This is a genomic window from Posidoniimonas polymericola, from assembly GCF_007859935.1.
Lineage (GTDB): Bacteria > Planctomycetota > Planctomycetia > Pirellulales > Lacipirellulaceae > Posidoniimonas > Posidoniimonas polymericola.
The window spans coordinates 35239-57980 of record NZ_SJPO01000012.1 but is presented as its reverse complement, the minus strand read 5'-3'; the positions used below and the strand labels follow the sequence as shown (position 1 = coordinate 57980).

Below are 22742 nucleotides of genomic sequence, written 5' to 3'. Positions count from 1 at the left end.
AGAGGAGTCGAAGCGATATGACCCAAGCCGATACCACGCTGCGCGAACTGATCGACCTGGCCAAGAGCACCGGCCAGCTCTCCTACCAACAGGTCTTCCCCTACCTGCCCGACGAGACCGAGGGCGTGGAGAAGATCGAAGCCCTGCTCAACGCCCTCGACGGACTCGGGGTCGAGCTCTACGACGAGTGCCGCCCCGCCGAGCTGGCGGAGGAACGCCCCTCGAACGACCGCGGCGACCGCTCGCACCTGCTGCAGGACATGCTCCCTAGCGGCAACAGCGACCCGATCCGCATGTACCTGTCCCAGATGGCGGAGATCCCGCTGCTGTCGCGTGACGAGGAGATCGGCCTGGCGAAGAAGATCGAGCTGACCCGCAAGCGGTTCCGCCGCAACCTGCTCCGCTCGTTCTACGCCCTCGAGGCCACCGTCAAGACGCTCGAGAAGGTCCACTCCGGCGAGCTGCCGTTCGACCGCACGATCAAGGTGTCGCTCACCGAGCGTCTGACCAAGGATCAGATCTCGGCCCGCATGCCGCAGAACCTGGCGACCCTCCGCACGCTGATGGACGCGCAGCGGCGTGACTTCGCGGCGATGGTCGACCACCGTCAGAGCGCCGAGGTGAAGGCCGACGCCCGCACCCGCTACCTGCGGCGCCGAGAGAAGATGCTGATCCTGGTTGAGGAGCTGAGCCTCCGCAGCCGCCGGGTCACGCCGCTGATCGCCGAGCTCGAAGAGTACGCCAAGCGGATGGACGCCGTCACCGCCGAGCTCCGCGAGCTCAAGGCGACCGGCGCCCCCGCCGACAAGATCGCCAGCGTCCGCGCCGAGCTCCTGCAGCTCATGCGCCGCACCCTCGAGAGCCCGTCGAGCCTCCGCAAGCGGGCCAGCCAGCTGCGCCGCCAGTTCTCCGACTTCGAGGGCGCCAAGCGTCAGCTCTCCAGCGGCAACCTGCGGCTGGTGGTGTCAATCGCCAAGAAGTACCGCAACCGCGGCCTGTCGTTCCTCGACCTCATCCAGGAGGGCAACACCGGCTTGATGCGGGCGGTTGACAAGTACGAGTACCGCCGCGGCTTCAAGTTCAGCACCTACGCAACGTGGTGGATCCGCCAGGCGATCACCCGGGCGATCGCCGACCAGGCCCGCACAATTCGTATTCCTGTGCACATGATCGACGTGCTGACCAAGCTCCGCAACACGGCCAAGAAGCTGCAGCAGGAGATGGGCCGCGAGCCGACCACCGAGGAGACCGCCCTGGCCGCCGGCATCCCGCTGGAGGAGACCGAACGCGTGCTGGACATCGGCCGCCACCCGGTCAGCCTCGACCGCCCGGTCGGCGACGGCGACGACTGCAGCTTCGGCGAGTTCGTCGAGGACAACGCGGTCGAGAACCCCTGGAAGCTGGCCAACAACGGCTTGCTGCGTGAGCGGATCGAGGAATTGCTCAAGACGCTCACCTTCCGCGAGCGGGAGATTATCCGCCTCCGCTACGGCCTGGCCGACGGCTACAGCTACACGCTGGAGGAAGTGGGCCGCATCTTCAAGGTGACCCGCGAGCGGGTCCGCCAGATCGAGGCCAAGGCGGTCAGCAAGCTGCAGAACCCGGTCCGCAGCCAGATGCTCAACAGCTTCGTCCCCGAGGGCGTCGCGATGGTTGAGGGCTTCGACCCGCTGGAGGCGGCGGCTTAGTGAACCGCTGAGCAGCCCACGGCGCCAGCCGTGGGACTAGCCATACGAGTAACGATTCAAGCCCTGCAGGGGATCCCCTGCAGGGCTTTTTTGTGTGCGGTCCCAGGGCTGGCGCCATGGGCTATTCCGTCGCTGCGTGGGCAGTGCGCAGTCGTTGGAGTTGACGCTTGAGCGTGCCGTATACGTTCCACAAGCAGCCCGAAGGCTGAACTCCAGTCACCAGCCACCAGCCGCCTAGTCGAGAGTCGGCTGAGAGGCGCCGGCTTGCTCGGCCTCAGCCTTGGCCCACCAGGCTTGGTAGGCCGCGGTGCACTGCCGGCAGACATACACCCGGGCGTGCTCCTGTGGGGGCGGGTCGCAGCGGCGGGCGTGGTACGGCTCGTCCGCGTGGGGGAACTCGGTCGGCCGTGCGGCGTCGATCGGGCCGGGCGGGATCAGACCCGCCATCAGTTCCACGAGCTGCTTCTGCATTGGCTCTCCGTGCAGCGGGCAGACGTTCGGCGCGTTGGCGGTGACGTCGATCACGTGCTGCTGGTCGATCCACAGCTCGCGCTCGGCCGTGCAATCAGGGCAGACCCAGACGCGGGCCCACTGTTGCCGCGAGCCCAGGCACGCCCCGGTATCGTACGGTTCGTTGGCGTGCGGGAATTGCAGCCTGCGGGCGTAATCGATCGGCTCATCGAGCCGCATGCCGTAAGTGAGCCCGACTAGCTCCTTCGACATTGCCCGGTGGTGGACCGGGCACTCGCCGGCTTGGCCGTGGCTCATGTCGAGAACGTTCTGCGCGCGGCGCCAAGACACCGCAGAGGCGGAGATCAGCGAGAGCGCTAGGAAGCCAAGCAGCGCGGTGCGAAGCGAGAAGCGTTGCATGCGGGATCGTTGGCGATGACGGTCGGATGGCTTGAGCCGATAGACTGCGCGGTCAGCTAAGGGGTTGGCTGGTCGTTTGAGCTGTTCGCTGAATTGTCGCGGACGCAGTCCCAGGGCTGGCGCCATGGGCTAGCACGCAGCCGCGTTGCAGATGACGGTGACTACTCCATCGCGATCGCCCGCGCCAGCGGCTCGAGCACCTCGCCGGCGACGTAGTCGTCGACCACCTCGAGGCAGAGCTTGCGGAGTTCGGTCATCGCGTCGACAAAGGTCATGCCGGGGTCGAGGCTGCCGTACCGCCGGGCCGTGACGTACACGCTGAGCTGATCTTCCTGGAACTCGCCGGTGCGGATGTGGTACGGCGTGGTGCGGTTCTCGACGCTCAGCCGGCACTGCACGCGGCAGTCCTCGTCGACGGCGAACGTCAGGTTCGGCTCGAAGTTGATGAACGACGCGCCCGGCATCTGGGTCGCCTTGGCGAAGCCGGGCGGCACGCCGATCGCCTCGGCCACCAGCGCGTTGTGGTTGCCGCGGTAGTTGAAGTCGAAGCCCATCAGGAAGTCGAGCGCCTCGCAGTCCAACCCGCTGACCGACAGCACGTACGGGGCCAGCTCCAGAGCGTGCAGGTGCTGATCGACGGCGGTCTGGATGTTGTCGGGGTTCACCTGGCCGGAGGCGACGCGGCGGGGCTCGAGCGAGCACCACCGGTAGGCGCCGCTGTCCTTGTCGCCCTCGAGGATGAAGTCGCCCTTGTCCCGACCGTAGAAGTTCCGCATCTCCGGGTACTTGCGCTGCATCTGCTCGGCGAAGTGCAGCAGCGTCTCACGGCTGTTGGAAAGCTCCATTTCCGTGTTGAGGTTCATGTTGACGTAGAAGTCATCGGCTAGCGAAGCATACGGGTTCATGCCGCTAGTACCTCTTTCGCTGCGGGGTGCGGTGTCCATTCTTTGGCGGGCCCGGCGGACCACAGAAGGCGCCAGGGAGGGGGCTTCATTGCCTGGTCAGAACCAGTTTGCGCAGGTTGCCAACCGCCCTGGGGCAAGTATACGATCGGCAATCTGGGGGTGTCAAAGCCCGCGCACGCCGTTTGCACGGACCGCGTCCCACCCGACAGGAGGTCCCCATGCCGATCGTGACGATTGCCACGTGCACGGCCTGCTTCTCGACAGATCTAGGCTGGCTGGCGCTGTCGGCTTCGCTCTCCGACGACCCGCACGACACCTGGGCAAACACGCCGGGTGGAAGTCCCCATTGGCGGCTCGAGCGGCTGGCCTTCGGGCATCGGCGTTCGTCCGACGCACGCCGGGCCCTCGGGCCAAATGACACGCGCCTACAGTCCGATCCGCCCGGTGAGGTGCGGGGGTGGATGGATCAGCTGCAGCGGTACGCGGCCGGCGAGCCGGTGGCGCTCGAATCGATTCCGGTCGACCGCGACCACTTGACGGAGTTTGGCCAGCGGGTGTCGCGGCTCTGTTCGGCCATCGGCTACGGCGCGACGCTCAGCTACGGCGAACTCGCCAAGCGGGCGGGGCGTCCGGGCGCCGCGCGGGCGGTCGGTTCGGTGATGTCTGGCAACCGCACTCCGCTGGTGGTGCCGTGCCATCGGGTGCTCGGCTCCGGGGGGCGGCTGGGCGGTTTTTCGGCTCCGCAGGGCGTGGCGATGAAGCGGCAACTGCTCGAGATGGAAGGCGCTCGGATGTCTTGAACGCGGTCTGCCGAAGCAGGCGGCGGGGTGGTCGTTTGACGATTTCCCCTAGATTTGGTAGTCTGACGCGTACTTGGGAAGTAAAGCCGAAGCGAATCGCTTCGCCGGGATCTACGCCTTACTCGGGCGCGTGAGCCGGCGCCTCTTATTCGACTCGACCCTTCGCTGGACGGCTCGCGTAGCCGTCTTCCGGATGCAGTGCCGGGCCAGTACTCGGCCAGCGCTGTTTGCTCTCGCTGGTTTGTTGGTATTTCCCGGTACAGCTGGCGTGCAACGCGATGCATGCAATCCCGGCTCGCCGAGTTAGCGAACGGCGCTTCCTGAGTCGAACGGTTGTCCCGCCCCGCACCCCCCGCAGAAGGTTTCAGCATGCTATCCCCGTCCGAGCAGAAGACCCTCGCCACGTTCCGTCAGTTCCTCATGACGCCGAACAAGATGCTCTGCTTCTGGGGGCCGGCTCTCGAACGACACCGCGACGGACTCAGCAAGTTGGAAGACAAAGAGCTGGTCGTGCCGGAAGGCCGGGCCGGCGGCTACTCGCTGACGCGTTCTGGGTTTGAGGCGATGCGTGCCGACGGCCGCCGCCACGCCACGCCGGCCGTTCGCTAGTTAACCGTTGCTGGGTTGCTTTGCTGGCTTGCGGTTTCTGGCTCACGATCACTGAGGCTAGAGACCACTCGGATCAGCCACCATCGAGGCTGCCAGCAACTGGGGCTGCCAGCATCGAGGCTTCGAGCACTGCGTCCCCGCATTGCCCGCAACACCGTCTGGCGGTTCGGATTCGGGGAGTTCGGTTGGGAGGTTTGGGAGGCCTGGGTAGGCGTCTGGCGGCGAGAATCGACGCCCTGCGACTCGATTCTGTGCTTTCGCCAGGCGGGCAGGCTAGCAACCATTGACTTCCCCTGCTGGGCGCCGTACCTTTGTGAATGCTCAGGAAGTAAAGCCGACGCGAGACGCTTCGCCGGCCGACGCCTTTCCGACCCCCATCCCTATTAGGGCCAGCCTCTACCGGGGCTAGCCCCCAACAGGGCATGCGGGTCGTTCGGCCCGGTGGCAATTCTTTTCGATTCGACCTTTCGCTGATCGGCGCTGGTTTTTGCCCCGCCGCTCCCCGAATGTTGCTCCGCTCCGACTGCTAGGTTTAGGCCTGCCAGCCGCGCTGGACCAGTTTGCTCTCCTCGGTGAAAGTCGCCCACGTGTGAGGGCGTCGCCGATGGGTCCAGTCGTTCAGCACGGCGGTCTGGACTTCGCTCGCTTCGAGTTCTGATTGCGCGTGCTAGGAGAGTTGCGACGTGTCGCAGGGTACGATTAAGAAGTTGACGGAAAAGGGTTTTGGCTTCATTCAGGGCGATCGGGGGGAGCTTTTCTTCCACCACTCGTCCGTCAGTGGCGCCAACTTTGATGACCTCCGCGAGGGGCAGTCGGTGGAATACACCGAAGGCCAGGGCCCGAAGGGTCCTCGCGCTGAGAACGTCAAGGTGATCGGCTAAACAGCCAGATCAACCACGATAACGCAAAGCCGCCCGGCGCCGCTTTGGCCGCCGGGCGGCTTTCTTTTTTGAACTGCCTCGACAGTCGGACATCGTTCTTCGGAGCGAATGACCGATGACCACTAGTGAGGCGAGTTGCAGCAGCGGCTCAATGAGTGAGTCGGTTTCCCAACCCCAAGGGCTAACGTTTTGGCGAAAAATCAAAATACTTTCGAGAAGATGCGGCGCGAACAAGAGAAGAAGCGCAAGGCGAAGGAAAAGCGCGAGCGCCGTGAGGACCGCAAGGACTCCGATTCTGAGAACACCGAACCAGCGCCGGTGGTCGACCGCTTCGACCTCATGGGCGACTATTAGGCCGCTTGCTTGAGCCCCGGTAGGCCGCTGGATCAGCAGGCCACGGGACAGCAAGTTACCGGGACAGCAAGCCTAGCCACAGGTCAATTAAGCCGGCGGCTAGCCTCCCTGACCCCCCAAGGCGGTCCCCCTCTTTGTCCGTTTCCGGTAGTCCCACCGCAGCTGCTAGCGGCCCGCATCAATCGGGCCCGCTGCGGTTCGTGGGCCGCCGCTAGCTGCGCGTCCACGCGCACGCACTCACTTTTCGCCGCTGCTCGGCGTAGCTCTCTGCAGGGTCCTGTTTCTGCGGTGGCCTACTCGCCTGCTTCGCAGCCTCTCTGGGGATTCCTGGTTTTGTTTGGCGGCCTTCTGCCGCGTTTTCTGATTGGCCCGTTAGAGCCCTCGCACCCGTCGTGGGTGGGCTCTCTTTGCTAGCAGCAGCGACGCTGCCGGCACGAGTCCCGGGCGTCGGTCAGGCACAGGGCAATCGACCGGCCCGCCCGCCATCCACAGGAGTGAATCAGTATGACACCTCGTCGGCTATCTCATGTACTTCAGGTATGGGGGCGGCGGAGCGCGGCCGTGGCCGCCCTGATGGCGACGCCCGCCCTGGCCCAGAACATCGTCTGGGATGACGCGGGCGGCTCGGTCAGCAAGGACTGGTCGGACTTCGGCAACTGGAGCCCCGACGGCGACCCCACCAGCTCCGACGTGTTCATCGGCGTGAATTCGCTGGGGATCAACGTTGCCAACGCCGCCGGCGACGCCACGATCGTCGACCAGGGCTTCACAATCGACTCGCTGACTATCGGCAACGGCGCCTCGGTCAACACGAGCGGCAACGAGCTGATCGTCAACGGCGTCACAACGCTCAACGGTTCGAACTCGATCCTGCGGGTGACGCCGCGCGACATCGCCACGCAGGAGGGCCTCGACGCCGAGGGCATCCAGATCAACAGCGGCGCGTCGGTGCTGCTGCTCGGCGAGACCGGCTCGGAAGACGGCGGCGTGATCGAGCTCGAGAGCGGCCTGCTGGAGATTAACGCGGGAGGTCGGCTGGGCGGCCACGGCACGATCGAGCTGATCAATTCGTCCACGGTCGGCCAGGCCTTAGAGAACTCCGGCACGCTGTATGTAGGTTCCCGCCCCGGCGCTTTTCTCGGGTTCAACCTGCCGGGCACGCTCAACATCGTCAACGGCGCCTCGGGGACTGGAACCGTCGACCTCGACGGCGACAACGAGAACGGCTACGTCGACGTCGACGACGACGGCACGGGGCCAATCATCGTGCTCGGCGCCACCTCGCTGACGCTCAATATCGAGGTCCCGCTGTCCGACAGCTTCGGCGGCACGATGGACATCGGCGCCGGCGACACCGTCAACATCACCAACGCCTGGAGCCTCGGCTCGGGCGGGGTCGTGAACCTGAATAAGGGGACTTCGACCATCCGGGGGGGCGCGCTGACCGTGGCTGGCGTGGGGGCGCAGCTCAACGTCACCCAGGGGACCGGCGTGTTCGACAGCTCGCTGTCGTTTACCGACACCAACGCCGCCGGCTATTCCGACGGCGTCCTGACAGTGGCGCAGGGCGCCACGGTCCAGTTCAACGGCGGCGCGACCTTCAGCGACGGCCGCGCCTTCGTGAACAGCGAAGGCTCTACAATCATCGTCAACAGTGCGGTCGATATCGGCTCCGGCGCGGCCGAGGCCGGCGAGTTTATCGACTGGGACGGCGTCGGCCTCGCCGACAGCCACACCATCATCAACGCCGCGGGCGACCTCGACATCGACGTCGACAGCGTCGACCTCGGCGGGACTGACACGTTCAACGGCACGATCACCATGAACTCGGGCGACCTGAGCGTGCGGGTGGGCGACGGCTCGTGGCAGATGGACGGCCAGCTCAACATGAACAACTCCGACAGCAATTCGCCCGTCCTCTCGGGAGTCGACGTCTCGATCTCCGGGGACGTCGAGGTCGGCGGGACAGGCAGCTCGATCATTAGTTCGTCGTCGGTCAACATGAGCGGCACGCCCAACGTGAACGTCAACGCCGGCGCCACGCTCCGCTTCACCGGCAGCTCGCTGCAGACCAACTCGGCGGTGTTCTCCGGCGCCGGCGGCCTCCAGTTCGACTCGACCACCACCAATTTCGGCGGTTTGACAATCAACATGCCGACCGGGATTGTTGACCTGGATGGCCTCACCAACGGTTCGGACCGTTTGCTGCTCAGCGGCGCCCTCGTGATCAACGCCGGCGGGATCGACAGCAGCGACAACGTCTTCGACGGAGACGAGATCGAACTCGGCACGCTCGCCAGCCTCGAGCTCAACCTGCCGGGGACCGACTCCTGGGTGATGAACGGCCTGCTCGACCTCAACGGCTTCGGCGGTGCGATCACCTCGTTCCACCTCAAGGGCTCCGACGTCGAGCTCCGCGGCACGACCGAGGTCACCGGCAACAGTTCGCAGCAGGCCCGTGTCGACATCACCGGCACGGTCGCGATTGGGGCGGGCGGCTCATTCAATTTCCGCGGCGGCTCCCACGCCACGCCGAACACGATCGCCGGCGGCGTTATCAACGGCCCGGGCAGGCTCGGCTCCCTGACCAATTTCGACCTGCAGGGCCACGGGACGATCAACGCCGAGATCAACTTCGTCGGCGACTCTCGCTTAACCGCTAGTGACGGGACCCTGGCCATTGGCGGCCCGATCACCGACGTCGGCCGCATCGGCACGCGGGGCGCCGGAGCGGTGCTGAACGTCGCCAACGCGTGGAACTCGGGCGTCGCGGACCTGGTCCTGCTTCAAGGCGGTGAGATCTCTGGCGCCACGATCACCAACGACGGCGCCATCTCCGGCGTCGGTTTGGTTTCGGCCAGGGTTATCAACAACAACCGCATCACGGGCGGATCAAGCGGCACGCTGGTCCTCTCAAACACCGGCAGCGACTGGGACGGCGTCGGCAACGTTGGCCTGCTCGAAGCGGCCAAGGGCACACTCGAACTGCGGGACAACGCCCCGTTCCTGTTCAACGGCACGGTCTCGGCGAACATCGGCACGGTCTACGCGAACGGCTTCGAGCTCGAATTCGAACCCTCCAGCCGCCTCGAGCTTTCCGACGGCTCCTTCCGCTCGACCCACGCCACCGACTTCGGCGGCCGGATCGAGGTCTACGCCGGCGCCATCTCGCGGATCGAGCTCGGCGGGACCGGCGTGTTCCAGAACGGCAGCGTCACTACCCTCGGCAACGACCTCGAGCTGCACGCCAACACGCAGGTCAACGTCGGCGCCGTTTTCAACGGCGGCGGCGACCTGCGGAACGTGTCGGGACAGGTGATGACGCTGGTCGACGGCGCCAACCTCGGCGTGCTGCTCGACAACCAGGGCGACCTCGAGATTCACACGGGTGCGTCTGCCGGCCGGGCCGACGTCAACGACTTCCAGCAGGCCTCGACCGGTCAGCTGCTTGTGGACCTGTTCGGGACCGGCATCGGCGATTACGACCGCCTGGTCACCGGCGGCCTGGCCGACCTCGACGGAGCCCTGACCGTCAGCGTGCTCGGAGTCCTCAACCCGGTCCTCGGCGACGCCTTCACCATCCTGTCGGCGACCGGCGGCGTGTCGGGCGTGTTCGCGACTGAGGACTTCTCCGGCGCCCCGCTGGACCCGGGCCTGCAGTGGAACGTGGTCTACAACCCGACCAACGTGGTGCTAGAGGTCGTGAATCTCTTGGCCGGCGACTACAACAACGACGGCGTCGTCGACGCGGCCGACTACACTGTGTGGCGTGACAACGAGGGCCTCGCGATCAGCCTGCCCAACGAGACCGTCACGCCCGGCATGGTCGACGGCGACGACTACAACGCGTGGCGGGCCAACTACGGCGCCGTGGCCGCGTCGCCCGCGCCGGTCGCCGCCGCCGCGGCCCCGGAGCCGATGGCCTGCACCCTGCTGCTTGCCGCCGCCGGCTGTTTCGGCCTCCGCCGGCGCCGCTAAGGCCTGCAGGATTCCAAGCCGACCCTGCGCCGCGTCCGGCCCCGCCGGACGCGGCTATTTTTCTTTCTGCTGAGTGCCGTTCGCTGGCTGCGTCGCCGCCGGAAGGCTGGCGCCCGGCAGACTGGCTTCGTGCTTCTGCCACAACCAGGCGGCTAGTTCACGACAGCCGTCCTCGTGGATCAACGGCCGCGAGCCCGGCATGCCGCGGTAGGGGATGCCGCCGGCGATCACGTCGAACAGCTCCTGCTCGGTCCGCGCCTGCGTCCACGCCACGCCGAGCAGCCGCGGGTGCAGAGCGCCCTGCATCTCGGCGCCGTGGCAGCTGGCGCAAAGCACCGCGTACCGTTCGTCGGGCGTGCTGCCGAGGCCCATCTCGGCCGGCAGCATGGCCGGCTGGTCGCGGATGACAGTCAAGCCGTCACGGTTGGCGTCGTCGGGGCCGGCGGGCGTGATCCGCAGCACCTGGTCGTACCCCTCGGCGCCGTGGGCCTCGGGCGGGTCGAACATGCTGGTGGTCAGCCAGATTGCGCCGTCGGGCGCGACCTGCACTTCACGCACGCGGCCGTAGCGCGACGGGAACCAACGCTCGAGTTCTTGCATCTCGCCGGAGTCGGTCAGCCGGACGCGGAGCATCGCCTCGCCACGCAGGCAGCCGACCAGCAGGTCGCCCTCCAGATCGGGGAAGAGGGCGCCGGCGTAGAAGGTGGCGCTGGCCGGCGCGATCGATGGGGTGAACTGCACCAGCGGCGCCTCCATGCCGTCGGCCGCGCGGTTGTGCGACACCTCGGGCCAGCCGTAGTTCACGCCCGGCTCGGTCCAGTTGATCTCGTCGCCGCCGTTGGGGCCGTGCTCGCTGGTGATCAGCCGGTTGGTCTCCGGCTCGAAGTCGAGGCCCTGAGGGTTGCGGTGCCCGTACGAGTAGATCTCCGGCCGGGCGCCCTCCTGACCCATGAAGGGATTGTCGGCCGGGATCGAGCCGTCGCGGGCGACGCGGAGGATCTTGCCGCCGAGCGACGACAGGTCCTGCGCGTTGGGCGGGTGGTCGGCGTCGCCAGTGGTGATATAGAGCAGCTTGTCGGGCCCGAACCGCAGCCGCCCGCCCGAGTGGTTGAACTGAGCGGGGATCCCTTCGAGCAGCGTCTCGGGATCAACCATGGCGTCGCCGGTCCAGCGGTAGCGGGCGATCCGCACCCGCTTCTGATCGCCGTCACGGTAGCCGCATGCGGTGTAGACGTAGGGCGACTCGGCGAAGTCCGGGTCGAGCGCGATCCCCATCAGCCCGAGCTTGACGTCGGCCAGCACGTCGTCGACCTCCAGCACCGGCTCGTCCTGCAGCGTGAGGTCGGTATTGACCAACCGCACGCGGCCCGGCCGCTCGGTGAACAGCACCCGCCCGTCATCGAGGAACGCGATCGACCACGGCGCCCGCAGGTCATCGGCAATCACCTCGACACGGAGCGGCCGGCCGGGGAGTTGCTGCTCGATTGGCCGCGTCGGAGAAGAAGGCTCCACCTCGGGCCAAAATACCGCGGCGGCGGCCACCACGGCGATGCAGCCAATCAGGGCGGCGGCCATCTGGAAGAGGAACGGGCGTAGGCTCTCGGGTTCATTCATGCGAGCAGCGTAGCGACTGGGCCGGCAAGTTCGAAGTAGCCGTCCAAGCCCGCCGGCTGCCTGACTCCAGCACACGGTTCCGGCGGACAAAACAGGAATACGGCTTGCTTAGCGGCAGGCCGCACGGCTGAGATGCGGGAAGTTGCATGCTGCCTTTCCTCGCGCCGCGGCGAGAGCGCGGGTGAAGCGATGTTGAACTCCCCGTCGACAATCCGGTTCGTCGCCGCCAGATCCATAACCGCCTGTGTGGTTACGCTTGGCGTCTGCTCCCAGGCTGCTGCTCAGGGCGACGCGTTGTCGGTGGGCAAGCCATCGTGGATGTCGCCAAGAGCGCCGAACGCGCGGCCGTCGGTGCCGCCGCTGGGCAGCCAGGCGCCGTCGTTCGGCGGCTTGACGTTGGACGTCCCCAACGTCAAGCCGCCCAATTGGAGTCAGCCCAACTACCAGAAAGAGTGGCGCTTACTGCCCGATTTCAACCACCCCATTGGTCCGCACCCTTACCCGACGCCGCCCGCTACGACGCCGGGCGGCAGGGACTCAGGTGGAGGGTCCTTATCGCCGCTGCCCGGCAGCAAGAAGTGGTGGAATGGAAGGAAGCCCGGGGACCTCCAGCGTTTCAATCCGGGCCGCTCGCCACTCGACCCGAGGATCCCGACGCCAGAGGCGCCTGAGCTGCAGCAGGCCAAGCCCTAAAAGCCGAGCAAGCTGCCAGAGCTTGAGATGCCCAACGCCGACGACTTCCTCGAATCGTTCCTGCCGCCCGGTCCGCGGCCGCTGCCCGGCTACAAGCCGCTGCTCGAGTTCCCGCCGCTAGATTTCACTGCGCCACCGATGCTGAACTTGCCTTAGCTTTTCTCAGGGGAGCTCGAGTCTGCTCGCAACGCCGCTGCAGCACCACTTGTGGTAGATCGCCGACCTACAACAGCCCCAGGTGCGACGTGATCGGGTCGATCTTGTCGACGTCGTCCGGGCCAATCGCCAGGCAGGTGCGGGTGGGGTGTCCGTGGAATTCGGTCTTGCCGCTGTCGGTGATGAGGTGCACTTCCAGGCCGGCCTCGCTGGCCCGGTCGTAGATCTCCATCAGCTCCTCTTCACTGTCGACGCGGCAACAGACCTTGGCGAACGCCCCTTCGAGCCACGCCCGCTCGGCCTCGGACAAGTCCTGCGTGCTCACCGAGCCGCCCGCCTGCAGCCGCCGACAGAGGAACGACATCGACGCGTGGGCCCCCTGGGCTATCTGCTTACCGCGGCGCATCTTCAGGTCGTGCCGCATCACGATGACCTGCTTGATCCAGGTGGGGGTGTTTTCCACGCGTGGCTCCGTCCATTGCTCCGAGGGTTCCTAACGCCGCCAATCCCGATCGTCTTCAGCAGGCCCGGGCAAGCGACATCCGGAAATGAACGCTGACTAGCGTTCCCAAAGACATGGCTTGCTGGCCATTTCTTTGTAGAAATCACCGCCCAAGCGCGGTCCAATAGGAGAGCTGCGACTGCCCGGTTTGGTTCGCTCTTGCGCGACGCCTGCTGGGAGCCAGCTTGTTTCGATTGGCCGTGACTTTTGTCCGCCTGAACGTGCAAAAACGGACAAGAGTCGGGCGTTGGGCGAAATGGCCATCGCCCCAACGCGTTGCGAAATAGAGGGTTACGGCAGTCGGTGCGAGAAACGGGCCCCGACTTTAGACCTTAGGAATCGTTGTGGTAGCTAGGGACAAAAGTCACCCATCGGCCGGCCCCGCACCGTCAGGCTAAGCAGCGCCCAGCACGCGGCACTGACGCGACCAGTTGATCCAGTCGGTCACTTCGGCCAGGTCGGGCGCCTTGCCGCCGCGGATGATCCGCTCGGCCTCGGCGGTGCCGCAGAACGGCTCGACAAACCCGAACAGCTCGGCCGGCTTCATCGACGCCACCTCTTCGGGGCGGGTGAAGCCGCACTCGACTAGGATCTGGGCGTCGTGCCCGCGGAGCTGGGGGATGCGGCAGACGAGCTGCGCCTGGTGCTGCCAGGCGACGAGCGTTTCCGCGTCGATGCGGCTGGAGTCGAGCTTCTCGGCCAGCAGCTCCGGGTCGGCGGCGATCAGGTCGGCGACCGTGCGGACGCCGGCCTTCTCGAGCTTGGTGGCGGTCTTCGGGCCGATCGACGGGGCGTCGACGATTGGGCTGGAGGTTTCGAGGTAGAACTTGAGCTGCTTGGTCGTCGACTTGCTCGAACCGTTGCGGCTGGAGCTGCCGTTGGTGCGCGTCGAGGAGCTCTCGCTGCTGCTCGACGATCCGTTGCGGCGGGACGATAGGCTGGGGGATTGGTCGTGCGAGCTGTCGGTCCGCAGCCGGAGGTGCGAGCCGTCGGTTCCGTTGCGGCGCGAGCCGTTGCGTTCGTACCAGCCGTTGCGGCTGGTGCGTTGGCGGCGTTCGCCGCGGTGGCGTTGCCAACCCGACCAGGCCGAGGAGTTCCGCCAGCGGTCGCGGCCGCGGCGGGCGTCGGAGGTCCAGCGGCCGGCCCGCTCGCTGTCGAAGCGGTAGCCGCGGTCGGTCAGGCGTTGGCCGCGGTCGCTCGCCAGGTAGGCGCTCGCCCGCTCGTGCAGGTCGGTGTCGTCGGCGTCGGCCAGGTCGTCGGGGCAGTAGTAGCCGGCGCCCGTCAGCACGACGGCGTCGTCGAACGAGAGGTGCGGCACGAAGCAGACAAACCCGAGGTGCGTCTGCCACAGGGCGACCAGCTCAGCGGTGACGTCGTCGCGGTCGAGCTCCTCGGCCACGGCGCTGGGGTCGGCGCCGAGCAGGTCGGCGATGGTGCGGATGCGGGACCGCAGGAACACGGTCTCGCGGTTGCGGATCGGGACCGGGAAACGCTCGATGTTGTCCTCGGGCGAGAGGAGGTACTCCGTCGACTCGACCCGCTTGGTCGTGGTGACCCGCTGCAGCGGCAGGTCGGGCGTGACGGCGCGCGGGGCGGGGGCCGGAGCCTGCTCCACGACGTACTCCCGGCGGGCCGGGGCGGCGTAGCTGAGCCAGTGCACGCCGAGCGACGTGAACCGCGACAACGCGTCCTGTTCGGCCGTGCCTACAAACAGCTGGCGGCCGGCCCGGGCGTAGTCCTCAAGCGTCGTGGCGAGCGAGGCGATCTGGTCGCGGGTCAGGCCGGCGAACGGCTCGTCGAGGATCAGCGGCAGTCGGACGCCGCGCTGGCCGGCGGTCCAGACCATCGACAGCCGCAGGGCCAGCGACGCGAGCCGACGCTCGGAGGCGTCGAGCTCACGGGCGAGGCACTGCTGGCCGCGGTGGTCGGTGGCGGCCAACTCACGGCCGTTGAGCACCAGCCGCAGGCCGACCCACTTGCCGTCGGTCAGCCGGGCGAACAGCTCGGACGCCCGCCAGCGGTTGGCGGCCGGGGCGGCGGTCGGCTGGGGTGATTCGGTGAACGTAAGCTGACGCTCGACTTCGGCCAGCTCTCGCTGCAGTGACTCGAGTTGGCTGCCCGAGAGCAGCCGCCCGCGCTGCTCGTCGAGCTCGCGTCGTTTGCGCGAGACGCGTTCCAGTGACTCGTTCAGCGAGTTCAGCTCGGCCTGGACCGAGGAGAGTTCGGCTTCGAGCTCGGTGCGGGTGCGGGGGCAGCAGCCCTCGGCCGGCACGACGTCGAGCCCGTCGGTCCGCTTCAGGCGGCTGGCGCGGTACAGCTCCTGGCGGCGGGTGAGCAGGTGGTCGAGCTGACGCTGCAGGTCCATCTGGCTGCGGGCCAGGTGTTCCGATTCGGTCTTCAGCTGCTGGGCGCGGAACGCGAGCTGCTGCTGAGCGGTGAGATCGGTCAGGCGGTCGATCTGCTTGGCGAGGGTTTCCAGCAGCGGGTTGATCCGTGGGTGGGCGTCACGGCAGACGCACGCCTGAGAGTCGGCGGCGCGGGCCAGTCGGGCGACCTCGCCCTCGAGGTCGTGCATCAGACGCTGGGCGACCGCAAGCCCGGCGCGCTGGTCCGACAGCACGATCGACGGCGACGCGTCGTCCGGGTGGATGGCGGCCAACTCGGAGCGGACGTGCGATTCACGCAGCTCGAGCTCGGCCAGGGTCTGGCGCCAGCGGTCGATCTGGCCCTCGAGCTCGTCGAGCTGATGGCCGGTCGACTCGGGGTCGGTCTGGTTCTGTTCGCGCTGGACGGTCTCGGAGATCGCCAGGTAGCGGAGGCGGGTCTCAAGGGCAGAGAGCTCGCCCTCGACCGACATGCGGCGGCGGTCGACCGACTCGCGGCGTTCGAGCAAATGCTGGGCTTCGGCTTCGAGCTCGTGCAGCTCGGTCTCGACCTCGGTGCTGCGGAGCCGCCGGCTGCCGAGCAGGTCCTCGATGGCGAGCGCCAATTCGTCGCGGCGGCGCAGCTGAGCGACGCGGTCCGCTCGGCCTGTGGCAAGGGCGTTGGTCGACTGGGTCGACGGGGCCGGGCGTCCGCGGTCGAGGTCCAGGAATACCTCGGCGACCTCCTCGCTGAGCAGCTCGCTGAGCTGGTCGCCGCGGCGGCCGTTGGCGTGGAAGACGCGTTCGACCACGCCGACCGGCAGCTGCGAGAGGAGTTGTTCGATCGCGCGGGGCGGGGTCGGGCCGCCGTCCAGCCGGGCGACCGTCAGACGCTCGGTGTCGTCGGCCTGGTGGCGGCGACGCAACCGGAAGCGGCCGGCGTCGGCGGTCAGGTCGACCTCGCCGAACGCGCCGTCGAACTTGGGCTTGCGGGCCAAGCCGCCGTGGCCGTAGAGGACGACCTGCAACAGGTCCAGAATCGCTCCGCCGTGGTTGTCGTCGGTGAGCGGAACAATATTGAGAGAGTCAGAAACGCTGGCGGCCTCGAGCAGCGGCTCGTGGGCGCGGTCGTCCAGCTGCAGACGGGTGATCCTCATGATCAACGGTCCTCGGCATCATTGCTAGGAGCGGGAGTGGGTCCTTCACGGGAGCGCCTATTCTGCGCGATCACCGACATGCTGGCGATGCCAATCTCGGGGTCGCGGCAGCGGGAACAAGAAAAACAGCGAGCGGACGCCGGCGTGCTAGCAGCTCTGGCGTTTGCTGTCGTACATCCGCTGGTCGGCGGCGGAGACCATCTCGGCCGGGGTGGGGAAGTTCTCGTCCGAGGTAGCCCAGCCGATGCTGGCCGAGAGTTGAGACGCGCCGTTGACCGAATCTAGCGGCGTGGCCGCCGCGTTCCTGAGCCGCTCGCCGATCTGGCTCAGGGCAATCAAATCGAACGTGCCGTCCAGCAGCACGACGAACTCGTCGCCGCCGTAGCGGCTGACGGTGTCGTGCTCGCGTAGCAGGGCCCGCATCCGTTGGGCAATTTCACGCAGCGCGAGGTCGCCGGCGACGTGCCCCAGGTCGTCGTTTACCTGTTTGAAGCCATCGAGGTCCACAAAGGCCAGGGCGAAGGGGCGGCCGGAGCGGAAACGACGCTTGAGGTCGTCCTCCAACTGCCGACGGTCGGCCAGCCCGGTGACGGCGTCTGGGGGAGAAACCGAACAGCTGGGGATCGTGACAAGCACAGCCGATGAGCTGCCGGGAAGCCGAAGCATGCCGACGCGGACCGTCTGGCCTGCTGCGACCGTCACCGACAACCACACCATTGTGTCCGTGCCGGCGGCCTGCAGTTCGGCGCCGAATCGCTCGGCTATCGACTCCGGCTCGGCGTCGATAGCGGCCCACAGCCGATCGAACGCGGCGTTCTTAAGCAACGCCGTGCCATCGCTTTGCGCCAGAATCGCGACCGCGTCGGTCGCGTAGCGCCAGGCCTCCCAGGTGGCTATCTCGCGAAGTGCCTGCGGTGGAGCGTCGGCGGAGTCCCGTTGCGGGTATTCCATGGTGGGCGGGGCGGGAAGAGGGGAGCAGCTGGGGAGTTATCTCTATGCAATGTATAGCATTTTTGGGGAATCGATCGCACGGAAAATCGACAATGTGATTTCTGCAACTATAATCGCCCTTCATACGGTCTCGACTGTTTTCCGGCCTGGGAGGGGGGAATCAGGCGCGGAACTGGCATGGTGGCCCGTTGGGGTCGTAGTTGCTCATGTCGGTGAACGCATGGCGTCGCCCTTCTCCTCTGAGTTCGGTTTTACTCGCTGACCGTGCGCAGTCCCACCGAGTCAGGCGCCGTTTTCCCTACCTGTCCTGCACTAACTCATGACACCACCCGCCTGGTTGATGCGGCTTCGTTCCCGCCTCTCGCATCGCCAAACCTCACCTTCCCGGTTCCTCGATAGCCATCATTGGATCCGCGTCGCCGAGTGCGAGCGGATGCGCGTCGACCGCAATGGGTCCGTGCTTGCGATCCTGTCGGTCTCGCTGCCCGCCGAGGTCTGCGACGGCCGCGGGCTGCTGGCCCTCGACGATTTTCTCTATGCACGACTCCGGCAGACCGACACCGTCGGTTGGCGGACCGATGGGCGGCTCGGGCTGCTCCTGCCAGACACGTCCCGTGAGGGCGCCGAGGTGGTGGCCGACGCCATTGCCGAGCAGCTGGGCGAGCACGCCGTCGACGCGGCCTTCGAAATCCATATCTACCCGGATCAGAGCGATCACGCCGACAGCCATCAGCAAGCCAAGGAGCCGGTCGGGGTCGACAGCCCGGTAGGGGCCGGGGTAGACGCCGGGATCGGGGACCGCGTTTTCTTCCAGGCCATGCCCGGGTGGAAGCGTGCGGTCGACATCGCGGGCGCCTCGCTGGGGCTGATCGTCGCCGGCCCGTTCTTGCTGACGGCGGCCGGCGCGGTGGTGCTGACCTCGCGGGGCGGCGCGTTCTACCGGCAGGAACGCGAGGGCCTGGCCGGCAAACGTTTCCAGATCCTGAAGCTCCGCACGATGGTGGCCGACGCCGACCGGCAGAAGGCGTCGCTCCGCCACCACAGCGTCCAGGACGGCCCGGCATTCAAGATGTACCGCGACCCGAGGGTCACCACAGTCGGGAGGTTCCTGCGGGCGACCAGCCTGGACGAACTACCGCAACTGATCAACGTGCTGCGGGGCGACATGTCGCTGGTCGGGCCGCGCCCGTTGCCGGTTGACGAGTCGCTCGCGTGCTCCCGCTGGCAGCGTCGCCGGCTGCAGGTGACGCCGGGCATCACCTGCACCTGGCAGGTCACCGGCCGCAACACCGTGACGTTCGACGAGTGGATGCGGATGGACCTCCGCTACGCCCGCCGCCGCAGCCTGGCGCAGGACCTGTGGCTCCTGGCCTGCACCGGGCCTTCGATCCTGCTAGCGCGGGGGCCCCGATGATCCAGCGGGCCCTCGAGCCTCAATCGTGTGGACGACGTGCCGCCAGGGTGCTGGCGATTGCGTACGCGTGCCACCCGGAGGAGTCCGCCGAGAGCCGGGTTGGATGGGCGCGGGTGATCCTCGCCTCACAGAATCACCACGTCACCGTACTGTGTGGGTCGCGGTTCAGCGCCGAGGAGCTGCGCGAGCTGGCGATCGCCGCGGGGGCGGGGGAGAGCATCGAGTTCCGCGTGGTGCCCCACCTCGCCTGCATGGATTGGGACTGCACCATCGATCTGGTCTACAGCGTTGGGTATCGTCTGTGGCACCGCCGAGCCGCTGCGCTCGGCAAACAGCTGCACGCGCATCAGCCGTTCGACCTCGTCCACCAGATCAATTTCTGCGGCTACCGCGAGCCGGGGTACGGCTGGAAGATCGACGCGCCGTTCGTGTGGGGGCCGCTAGGCGGCACGCAGAACTTCCCACTCCGGTTCCTCGGCGTCGCCGACTTGGCGAGCGGGGCCCGCGAAGTCGCCCGCAACCTGATGAACACGCTGCAGCTGCGTTTCAGCCCGCGGGTGCACCAAGCGGCCCGCGGGGCGGCCTGCGTGCTGGCGGCCACCCAGCTAGCGCAGCGAGACCTAGCGGACGCGCTGGGCGTCCGCGCGCCGGTGGAGCTCGAGGCCGGGCTGAGCTACCCGGTGCTGCCGAAACGAGAGCTGCGCGACCCAAACCAGCCGCTGCGGGTGCTGTGGACCGGCCGCCTGAGGGCGTGGAAGGGGCTGCCGCTGCTGCTGCGGGCGCTGGCCCAGGCGTCGCGGACCGCGCGGTTTGAGGTCCGGGTTCTGGGAGAAGGCTCCGACAAGGCCCGGCTCGTTCGGCTGGCCGAGCGGCTCGGCATCGCGGATCAAATCGAGTGGGTGGGCTGGGGTCCGTATCAGGAAACGCTGCCCCACTACCAATGGGCAGACCTCTTCGCGTTCACGAGCCTGCGAGACACCTCCGGCGCTGGGATGCTCGAAGCGCTTGCCGCCGGGGTTCCGATTATTGGGATCGATCACCAGGGCGCCGCGGACATCATGTCGGAGCGCTGCGCGATCCCGGTTGAACCGACGAGCCCGAGCGGCGTGGTCGCCGGGTTTGCCGAGGCGCTCGCCCGCCTGGCGACCGACAACGAGTTCCTGCTCAGCCTGAGCCACGGCGCGACGCGCCGGGCCGCCGGCTTTGTCTGGGAGACCCGGCGGCAGGTGATGGACCTGGTGTACGAGTCGGCGATCGCGACTGCCCGCCGCGAGGCGGCCACGCGCAACGCCGAGCAGATCGCGGCGGAGTCTCCGGCGGTGCGGGGAGAGTTGGCGGCCCTCGAGGCCATCGGCAAGTAGGGAAACCGAGAAAAGTTTGGCCGGCGCCCCGTTTGTAGGGCGGGCGGTCTACTGGAGAGAACCGTATGCAAGACACAACCAGCCTGTTCACCGACCCCCGCGAGTTCGGGGAACTGCTCTTCCGCCACAAGTGGAAGATCGTGTTTATCCCGATCGCGGTGATCGCCATGGGCGTGGCCATCATCTTCTTTGCCCCCCGGACCTACGTGTCCGAGGCCAAGGTGCTGATGCGGGTAGGGCGTGAGTCCGTCGGCATCGATCCAACCGCCACCACCGGGCAGTTCATGGAGCTGCAGCAGCACGGCCGTGACTCGGAGGTCCGCTCGGCGGTCGACCTCTGGATGAGCCGCGGGCTGGTGGAGCAGGTCGTGGACCAGGTTGGCGCCGAGTACGTGCTGGAGGGCGGTCCGGCCGACGAGTCGGAACCGAACCCCATCGTCGAGGCCATCCTCACGCCGCTGAAGAACCTTGTGTCGCTCGCCCGCAGCATCGACAAGGTCTCGGACCGCGAACGCGCCATCATCGAATTCACCAAGAACCTCGAGGTGAAGTCCGAGCGTGACTCGACCGTGATTGTCGTCTCCTACGAGACCGACACCCCCGACGGCGCCCAGCACATCCTCGCGACGCTGGTCGAACTGTACCAGCGTGAGTACTCGAAGATCTTCCGGAACCCCCAGTCGTTGGCGTTCTTTTCTGAACAGACCAAGCAGCTTAAGCAGCAGCTGGAAGACGCCGAGAAGAGCCTGCGGGACGCGAAGAACCGGATGCAGCTCGCGAGCGTTCAGGGCCGGCGCTCTAGCTACGAGAGCCAGATCAGCGCCATCGAGCTCTCGTTGTACCAGGCCGAGCAGGAGTTCGCCTCGACCAGCGCCAAGATCAGGGGCATCCGCGGCGCCCTGTCCGACATCCCGGAACGCCTCGTGGCGTCCAAGACCTCGGTGCCGAATGTCGGGACCGACCTGCTGCGTGAGCAGCTCTACGCCCTGCAGGTCAAGCAGATCGACTACCAGGCCCGCTACAGCGACGACCACCCGATGGTCAAGTCGGTCAGCGCCCAGGTCGAGAAGGCCCAGGACATTGTCGACCAGCAGGATGGCCAGCGCGAGGAGACCGTCGACGACGTGAACCCGGTGCACCGGGAGCTGTCGCTCGAGCTGCAGCGTCAGGAGACCCTCGCCGTCGGACTCACGGCCCGGCTGCAGGCCCTGAACGAACAGAAGCTGCTGGTCGTGAGCGACATGAAGCAGCTCAACCAGTTCGAGGTCGAGATCGAGGAGCTGAACCGCGCGGTGCGTCTGGCCAGCGACAAGTACTACAAGTACTCGGAGAACCTCGAGCAGGCCCGGATCGACGAGGCGCTCGAGGACCAGCGGATCTCGAGCTTCAGCCTGCCCCAGCCGGCCACGTTCCAGGAGAAGCCGGTCAGCCCCTCCAAGGCGCTTGTCGGGGTCGGGGCCCTGATGCTGGCGTTCGGCGGGACGATCGCCGCGGTGGTGGCCAGCGAGGGCCTGGGCGGTCAGCTCCGCACCGGGAAGGACGTGGAGCGTGAATTAGGGCTCCCGGTGTTCGCCGAAGTCCCCGAGGGACGCGGCCACGAACGGGTGTTGAATCGATAGGCGGCGCTCGGCCCGGACGGACAACGCGTAGACAACGCAGGGAACCAACGTATGAACACAGATACCGAGTCGGGGAGAACCCTGGATTTCGAGCGCCCCTCGGATCCGAGGGCGCACCGCGTGGCGGGCGCCAAGGCCGTGCCAAGCCGTCGGGGCGCCGACGCCTTCGACGCCATCGTGTGGCGGCTGCGCAGCAATGAAGACAACCCCACCGAGGGGTTCGCCGTCGGCGTCATGGGCTGCCACCGGCGTTGCGGCGCGACGACCGTTGCGGCCAACGTGGCGATCCGCTACGCGGACCACGGCTTGGGGCCGGTGCTGCTTGTCGAGTGCAACCCGGTTGCACCACGTCTCGCGAAGTCGTTCCGTCTGGGGCGGGTGGCCGGACTCACGGAGGCCGTCACCGGCAGCGCCGATTTGTCTGAGTGCATCCACGCCACCCGTGTCGACGGTCTAGACGTGATGCCGCTGGGCGCGCAGAAGTCGCTGGGCGGCGGCGCCGGCATCGCCGGCCAGTTCGCCTCGCTGCTCTCGGAGGTGCGGAGCGAGTACTCCGTCGTGATGCTCGACCTGCCGCCGGCCGACAAGTCGCTCGGCGCGTTGCTGCCCATCGCCCAGCAGGCCGACGCGGTGCTGCTGGTGCTGCGGAGTGAAGCGACCCGCCGACGGGCCGCCAGCAACGCCCTGCAGAAGCTCCGTCAGGACGGGGTCTCTGTGATCGGCTCGGTTGTCACCCGGCGCAAGAGCTTCGCCACCCGCTGGCTGGGAGCGTCGCTGTAGACCTCGCCGCCGTTTACGCCCGCCGGGCCGCCTCTCACCGGGCCGCC

General features: G+C 67.2%; 18 protein-coding genes. 11 read left to right on the top strand and 7 right to left on the bottom strand.

The annotated features are described in order from the left end of the window. Positions 1-17: 17 nt before the first annotated feature. On the top strand, positions 18-1688 hold the full coding sequence (locus Pla123a_RS20715; protein ID WP_146590556.1) for a sigma-70 family RNA polymerase sigma factor: 1671 nt from the start codon (positions 18-20) through the stop codon (positions 1686-1688). 234 nt (positions 1689-1922) lie between these two features. On the opposite strand, the gene Pla123a_RS20710 is transcribed toward Pla123a_RS20715, so the two are convergent. Together Pla123a_RS20710 and Pla123a_RS20705 are read right to left on the bottom strand one after the other, a co-directional pair. Next, the gene (locus tag Pla123a_RS20710) at positions 1923-2558 is read right to left on the bottom strand and encodes a hypothetical protein (RefSeq protein WP_146590554.1); all 636 of its coding nucleotides are present in this window, start codon (positions 2556-2558) and stop codon (positions 1923-1925) included. Between the two features lie 161 nt (positions 2559-2719). Next, positions 2720-3463, bottom strand: coding sequence for a hypothetical protein (locus tag Pla123a_RS20705; protein WP_146590552.1), 744 nt, complete (start codon positions 3461-3463; stop codon positions 2720-2722). A 218-nt stretch (positions 3464-3681) separates the two neighbouring features. Between Pla123a_RS20705 and Pla123a_RS24800 the strand changes: the two genes are divergently transcribed. The 5 genes from Pla123a_RS24800 to Pla123a_RS20685 all read left to right on the top strand — a co-directional run bounded on the left by Pla123a_RS24800 (position 3682) and on the right by Pla123a_RS20685 (position 10085). Beyond that, a complete protein-coding gene (locus Pla123a_RS24800; protein WP_197528160.1) occupies positions 3682-4263 on the top strand; it encodes a methylated-DNA--[protein]-cysteine S-methyltransferase in 582 nt (193 codons plus the stop codon). Positions 4264-4632: 369 nt separating this feature from the next. Beyond that, positions 4633-4872 (top strand): hypothetical protein, encoded by a 240-nt coding sequence (locus Pla123a_RS20695; RefSeq protein ID WP_146590550.1) that lies wholly within the window; start codon positions 4633-4635, stop codon positions 4870-4872. A 683-nt stretch (positions 4873-5555) separates the two neighbouring features. Beyond that, on the top strand, positions 5556-5753 hold the full coding sequence (locus Pla123a_RS20690) for a cold-shock protein (RefSeq protein ID WP_146563169.1): 198 nt from the start codon (positions 5556-5558) through the stop codon (positions 5751-5753). Positions 5754-5942: 189 nt separating this feature from the next. Continuing rightward, on the top strand, positions 5943-6107 hold the full coding sequence (locus Pla123a_RS24795) for a hypothetical protein (protein ID WP_197528159.1): 165 nt from the start codon (positions 5943-5945) through the stop codon (positions 6105-6107). 561 nt (positions 6108-6668) lie between these two features. Further along, entirely contained in the window at positions 6669-10085 is a 3417-nt protein-coding gene (locus Pla123a_RS20685; protein ID WP_146590548.1) for a beta strand repeat-containing protein, read from the top strand. A gap of 54 nt (positions 10086-10139) precedes the next feature. Here the strand turns inward: Pla123a_RS20685 and Pla123a_RS20680 are convergent, their stop codons facing one another. Beyond that, entirely contained in the window at positions 10140-11699 is a 1560-nt protein-coding gene (locus Pla123a_RS20680) for a PQQ-dependent sugar dehydrogenase (protein WP_146590547.1), read from the bottom strand. A gap of 281 nt (positions 11700-11980) precedes the next feature. Then, positions 11981-12109 carry a hypothetical protein gene (locus Pla123a_RS25215; protein ID WP_261342772.1) on the bottom strand — a complete coding sequence of 43 codons (129 nt, stop codon included), beginning with the start codon at positions 12107-12109 and terminating at the stop codon, positions 11981-11983. A gap of 310 nt (positions 12110-12419) precedes the next feature. Between Pla123a_RS25215 and Pla123a_RS25210 the strand changes: the two genes are divergently transcribed. After that, positions 12420-12548 carry a hypothetical protein gene (locus Pla123a_RS25210; RefSeq protein WP_261342771.1) on the top strand — a complete coding sequence of 43 codons (129 nt, stop codon included), beginning with the start codon at positions 12420-12422 and terminating at the stop codon, positions 12546-12548. 67 nt (positions 12549-12615) lie between these two features. Here the strand turns inward: Pla123a_RS25210 and pth2 are convergent, their stop codons facing one another. The 3 genes from pth2 to Pla123a_RS20665 all read right to left on the bottom strand — a co-directional run bounded on the left by pth2 (position 12616) and on the right by Pla123a_RS20665 (position 17521). After that, on the bottom strand, positions 12616-13011 hold the full coding sequence (gene pth2, locus Pla123a_RS20675) for an aminoacyl-tRNA hydrolase (protein WP_197528158.1): 396 nt from the start codon (positions 13009-13011) through the stop codon (positions 12616-12618). Positions 13012-13444: 433 nt separating this feature from the next. Continuing rightward, positions 13445-16570, bottom strand: coding sequence for a DUF4332 domain-containing protein (locus Pla123a_RS20670; RefSeq protein WP_146590545.1), 3126 nt, complete (start codon positions 16568-16570; stop codon positions 13445-13447). A 147-nt stretch (positions 16571-16717) separates the two neighbouring features. Further along, positions 16718-17521 carry a GGDEF domain-containing protein gene (locus tag Pla123a_RS20665; RefSeq protein ID WP_146590543.1) on the bottom strand — a complete coding sequence of 268 codons (804 nt, stop codon included), beginning with the start codon at positions 17519-17521 and terminating at the stop codon, positions 16718-16720. 340 nt (positions 17522-17861) lie between these two features. Between Pla123a_RS20665 and Pla123a_RS20660 the strand changes: the two genes are divergently transcribed. From Pla123a_RS20660 to Pla123a_RS20645, 4 genes are all read left to right on the top strand, one after another. Further along, a complete protein-coding gene (locus Pla123a_RS20660; RefSeq protein ID WP_231956576.1) occupies positions 17862-18935 on the top strand; it encodes a sugar transferase in 1074 nt (357 codons plus the stop codon). A 47-nt stretch (positions 18936-18982) separates the two neighbouring features. Continuing rightward, complete coding sequence (locus Pla123a_RS20655; RefSeq protein ID WP_231956575.1) at positions 18983-20296, top strand: glycosyltransferase; 1314 nt, start codon at positions 18983-18985, stop codon at positions 20294-20296. A gap of 65 nt (positions 20297-20361) precedes the next feature. Continuing rightward, positions 20362-21915, top strand: a complete 1554-nt coding sequence (locus Pla123a_RS20650; protein WP_146590538.1) for a GumC family protein — start codon at positions 20362-20364, stop codon at positions 21913-21915. 51 nt (positions 21916-21966) lie between these two features. Continuing rightward, the gene (locus Pla123a_RS20645) at positions 21967-22695 is read left to right on the top strand and encodes a CpsD/CapB family tyrosine-protein kinase (RefSeq protein WP_146590536.1); all 729 of its coding nucleotides are present in this window, start codon (positions 21967-21969) and stop codon (positions 22693-22695) included. Positions 22696-22742 lie beyond the last annotated feature (47 nt).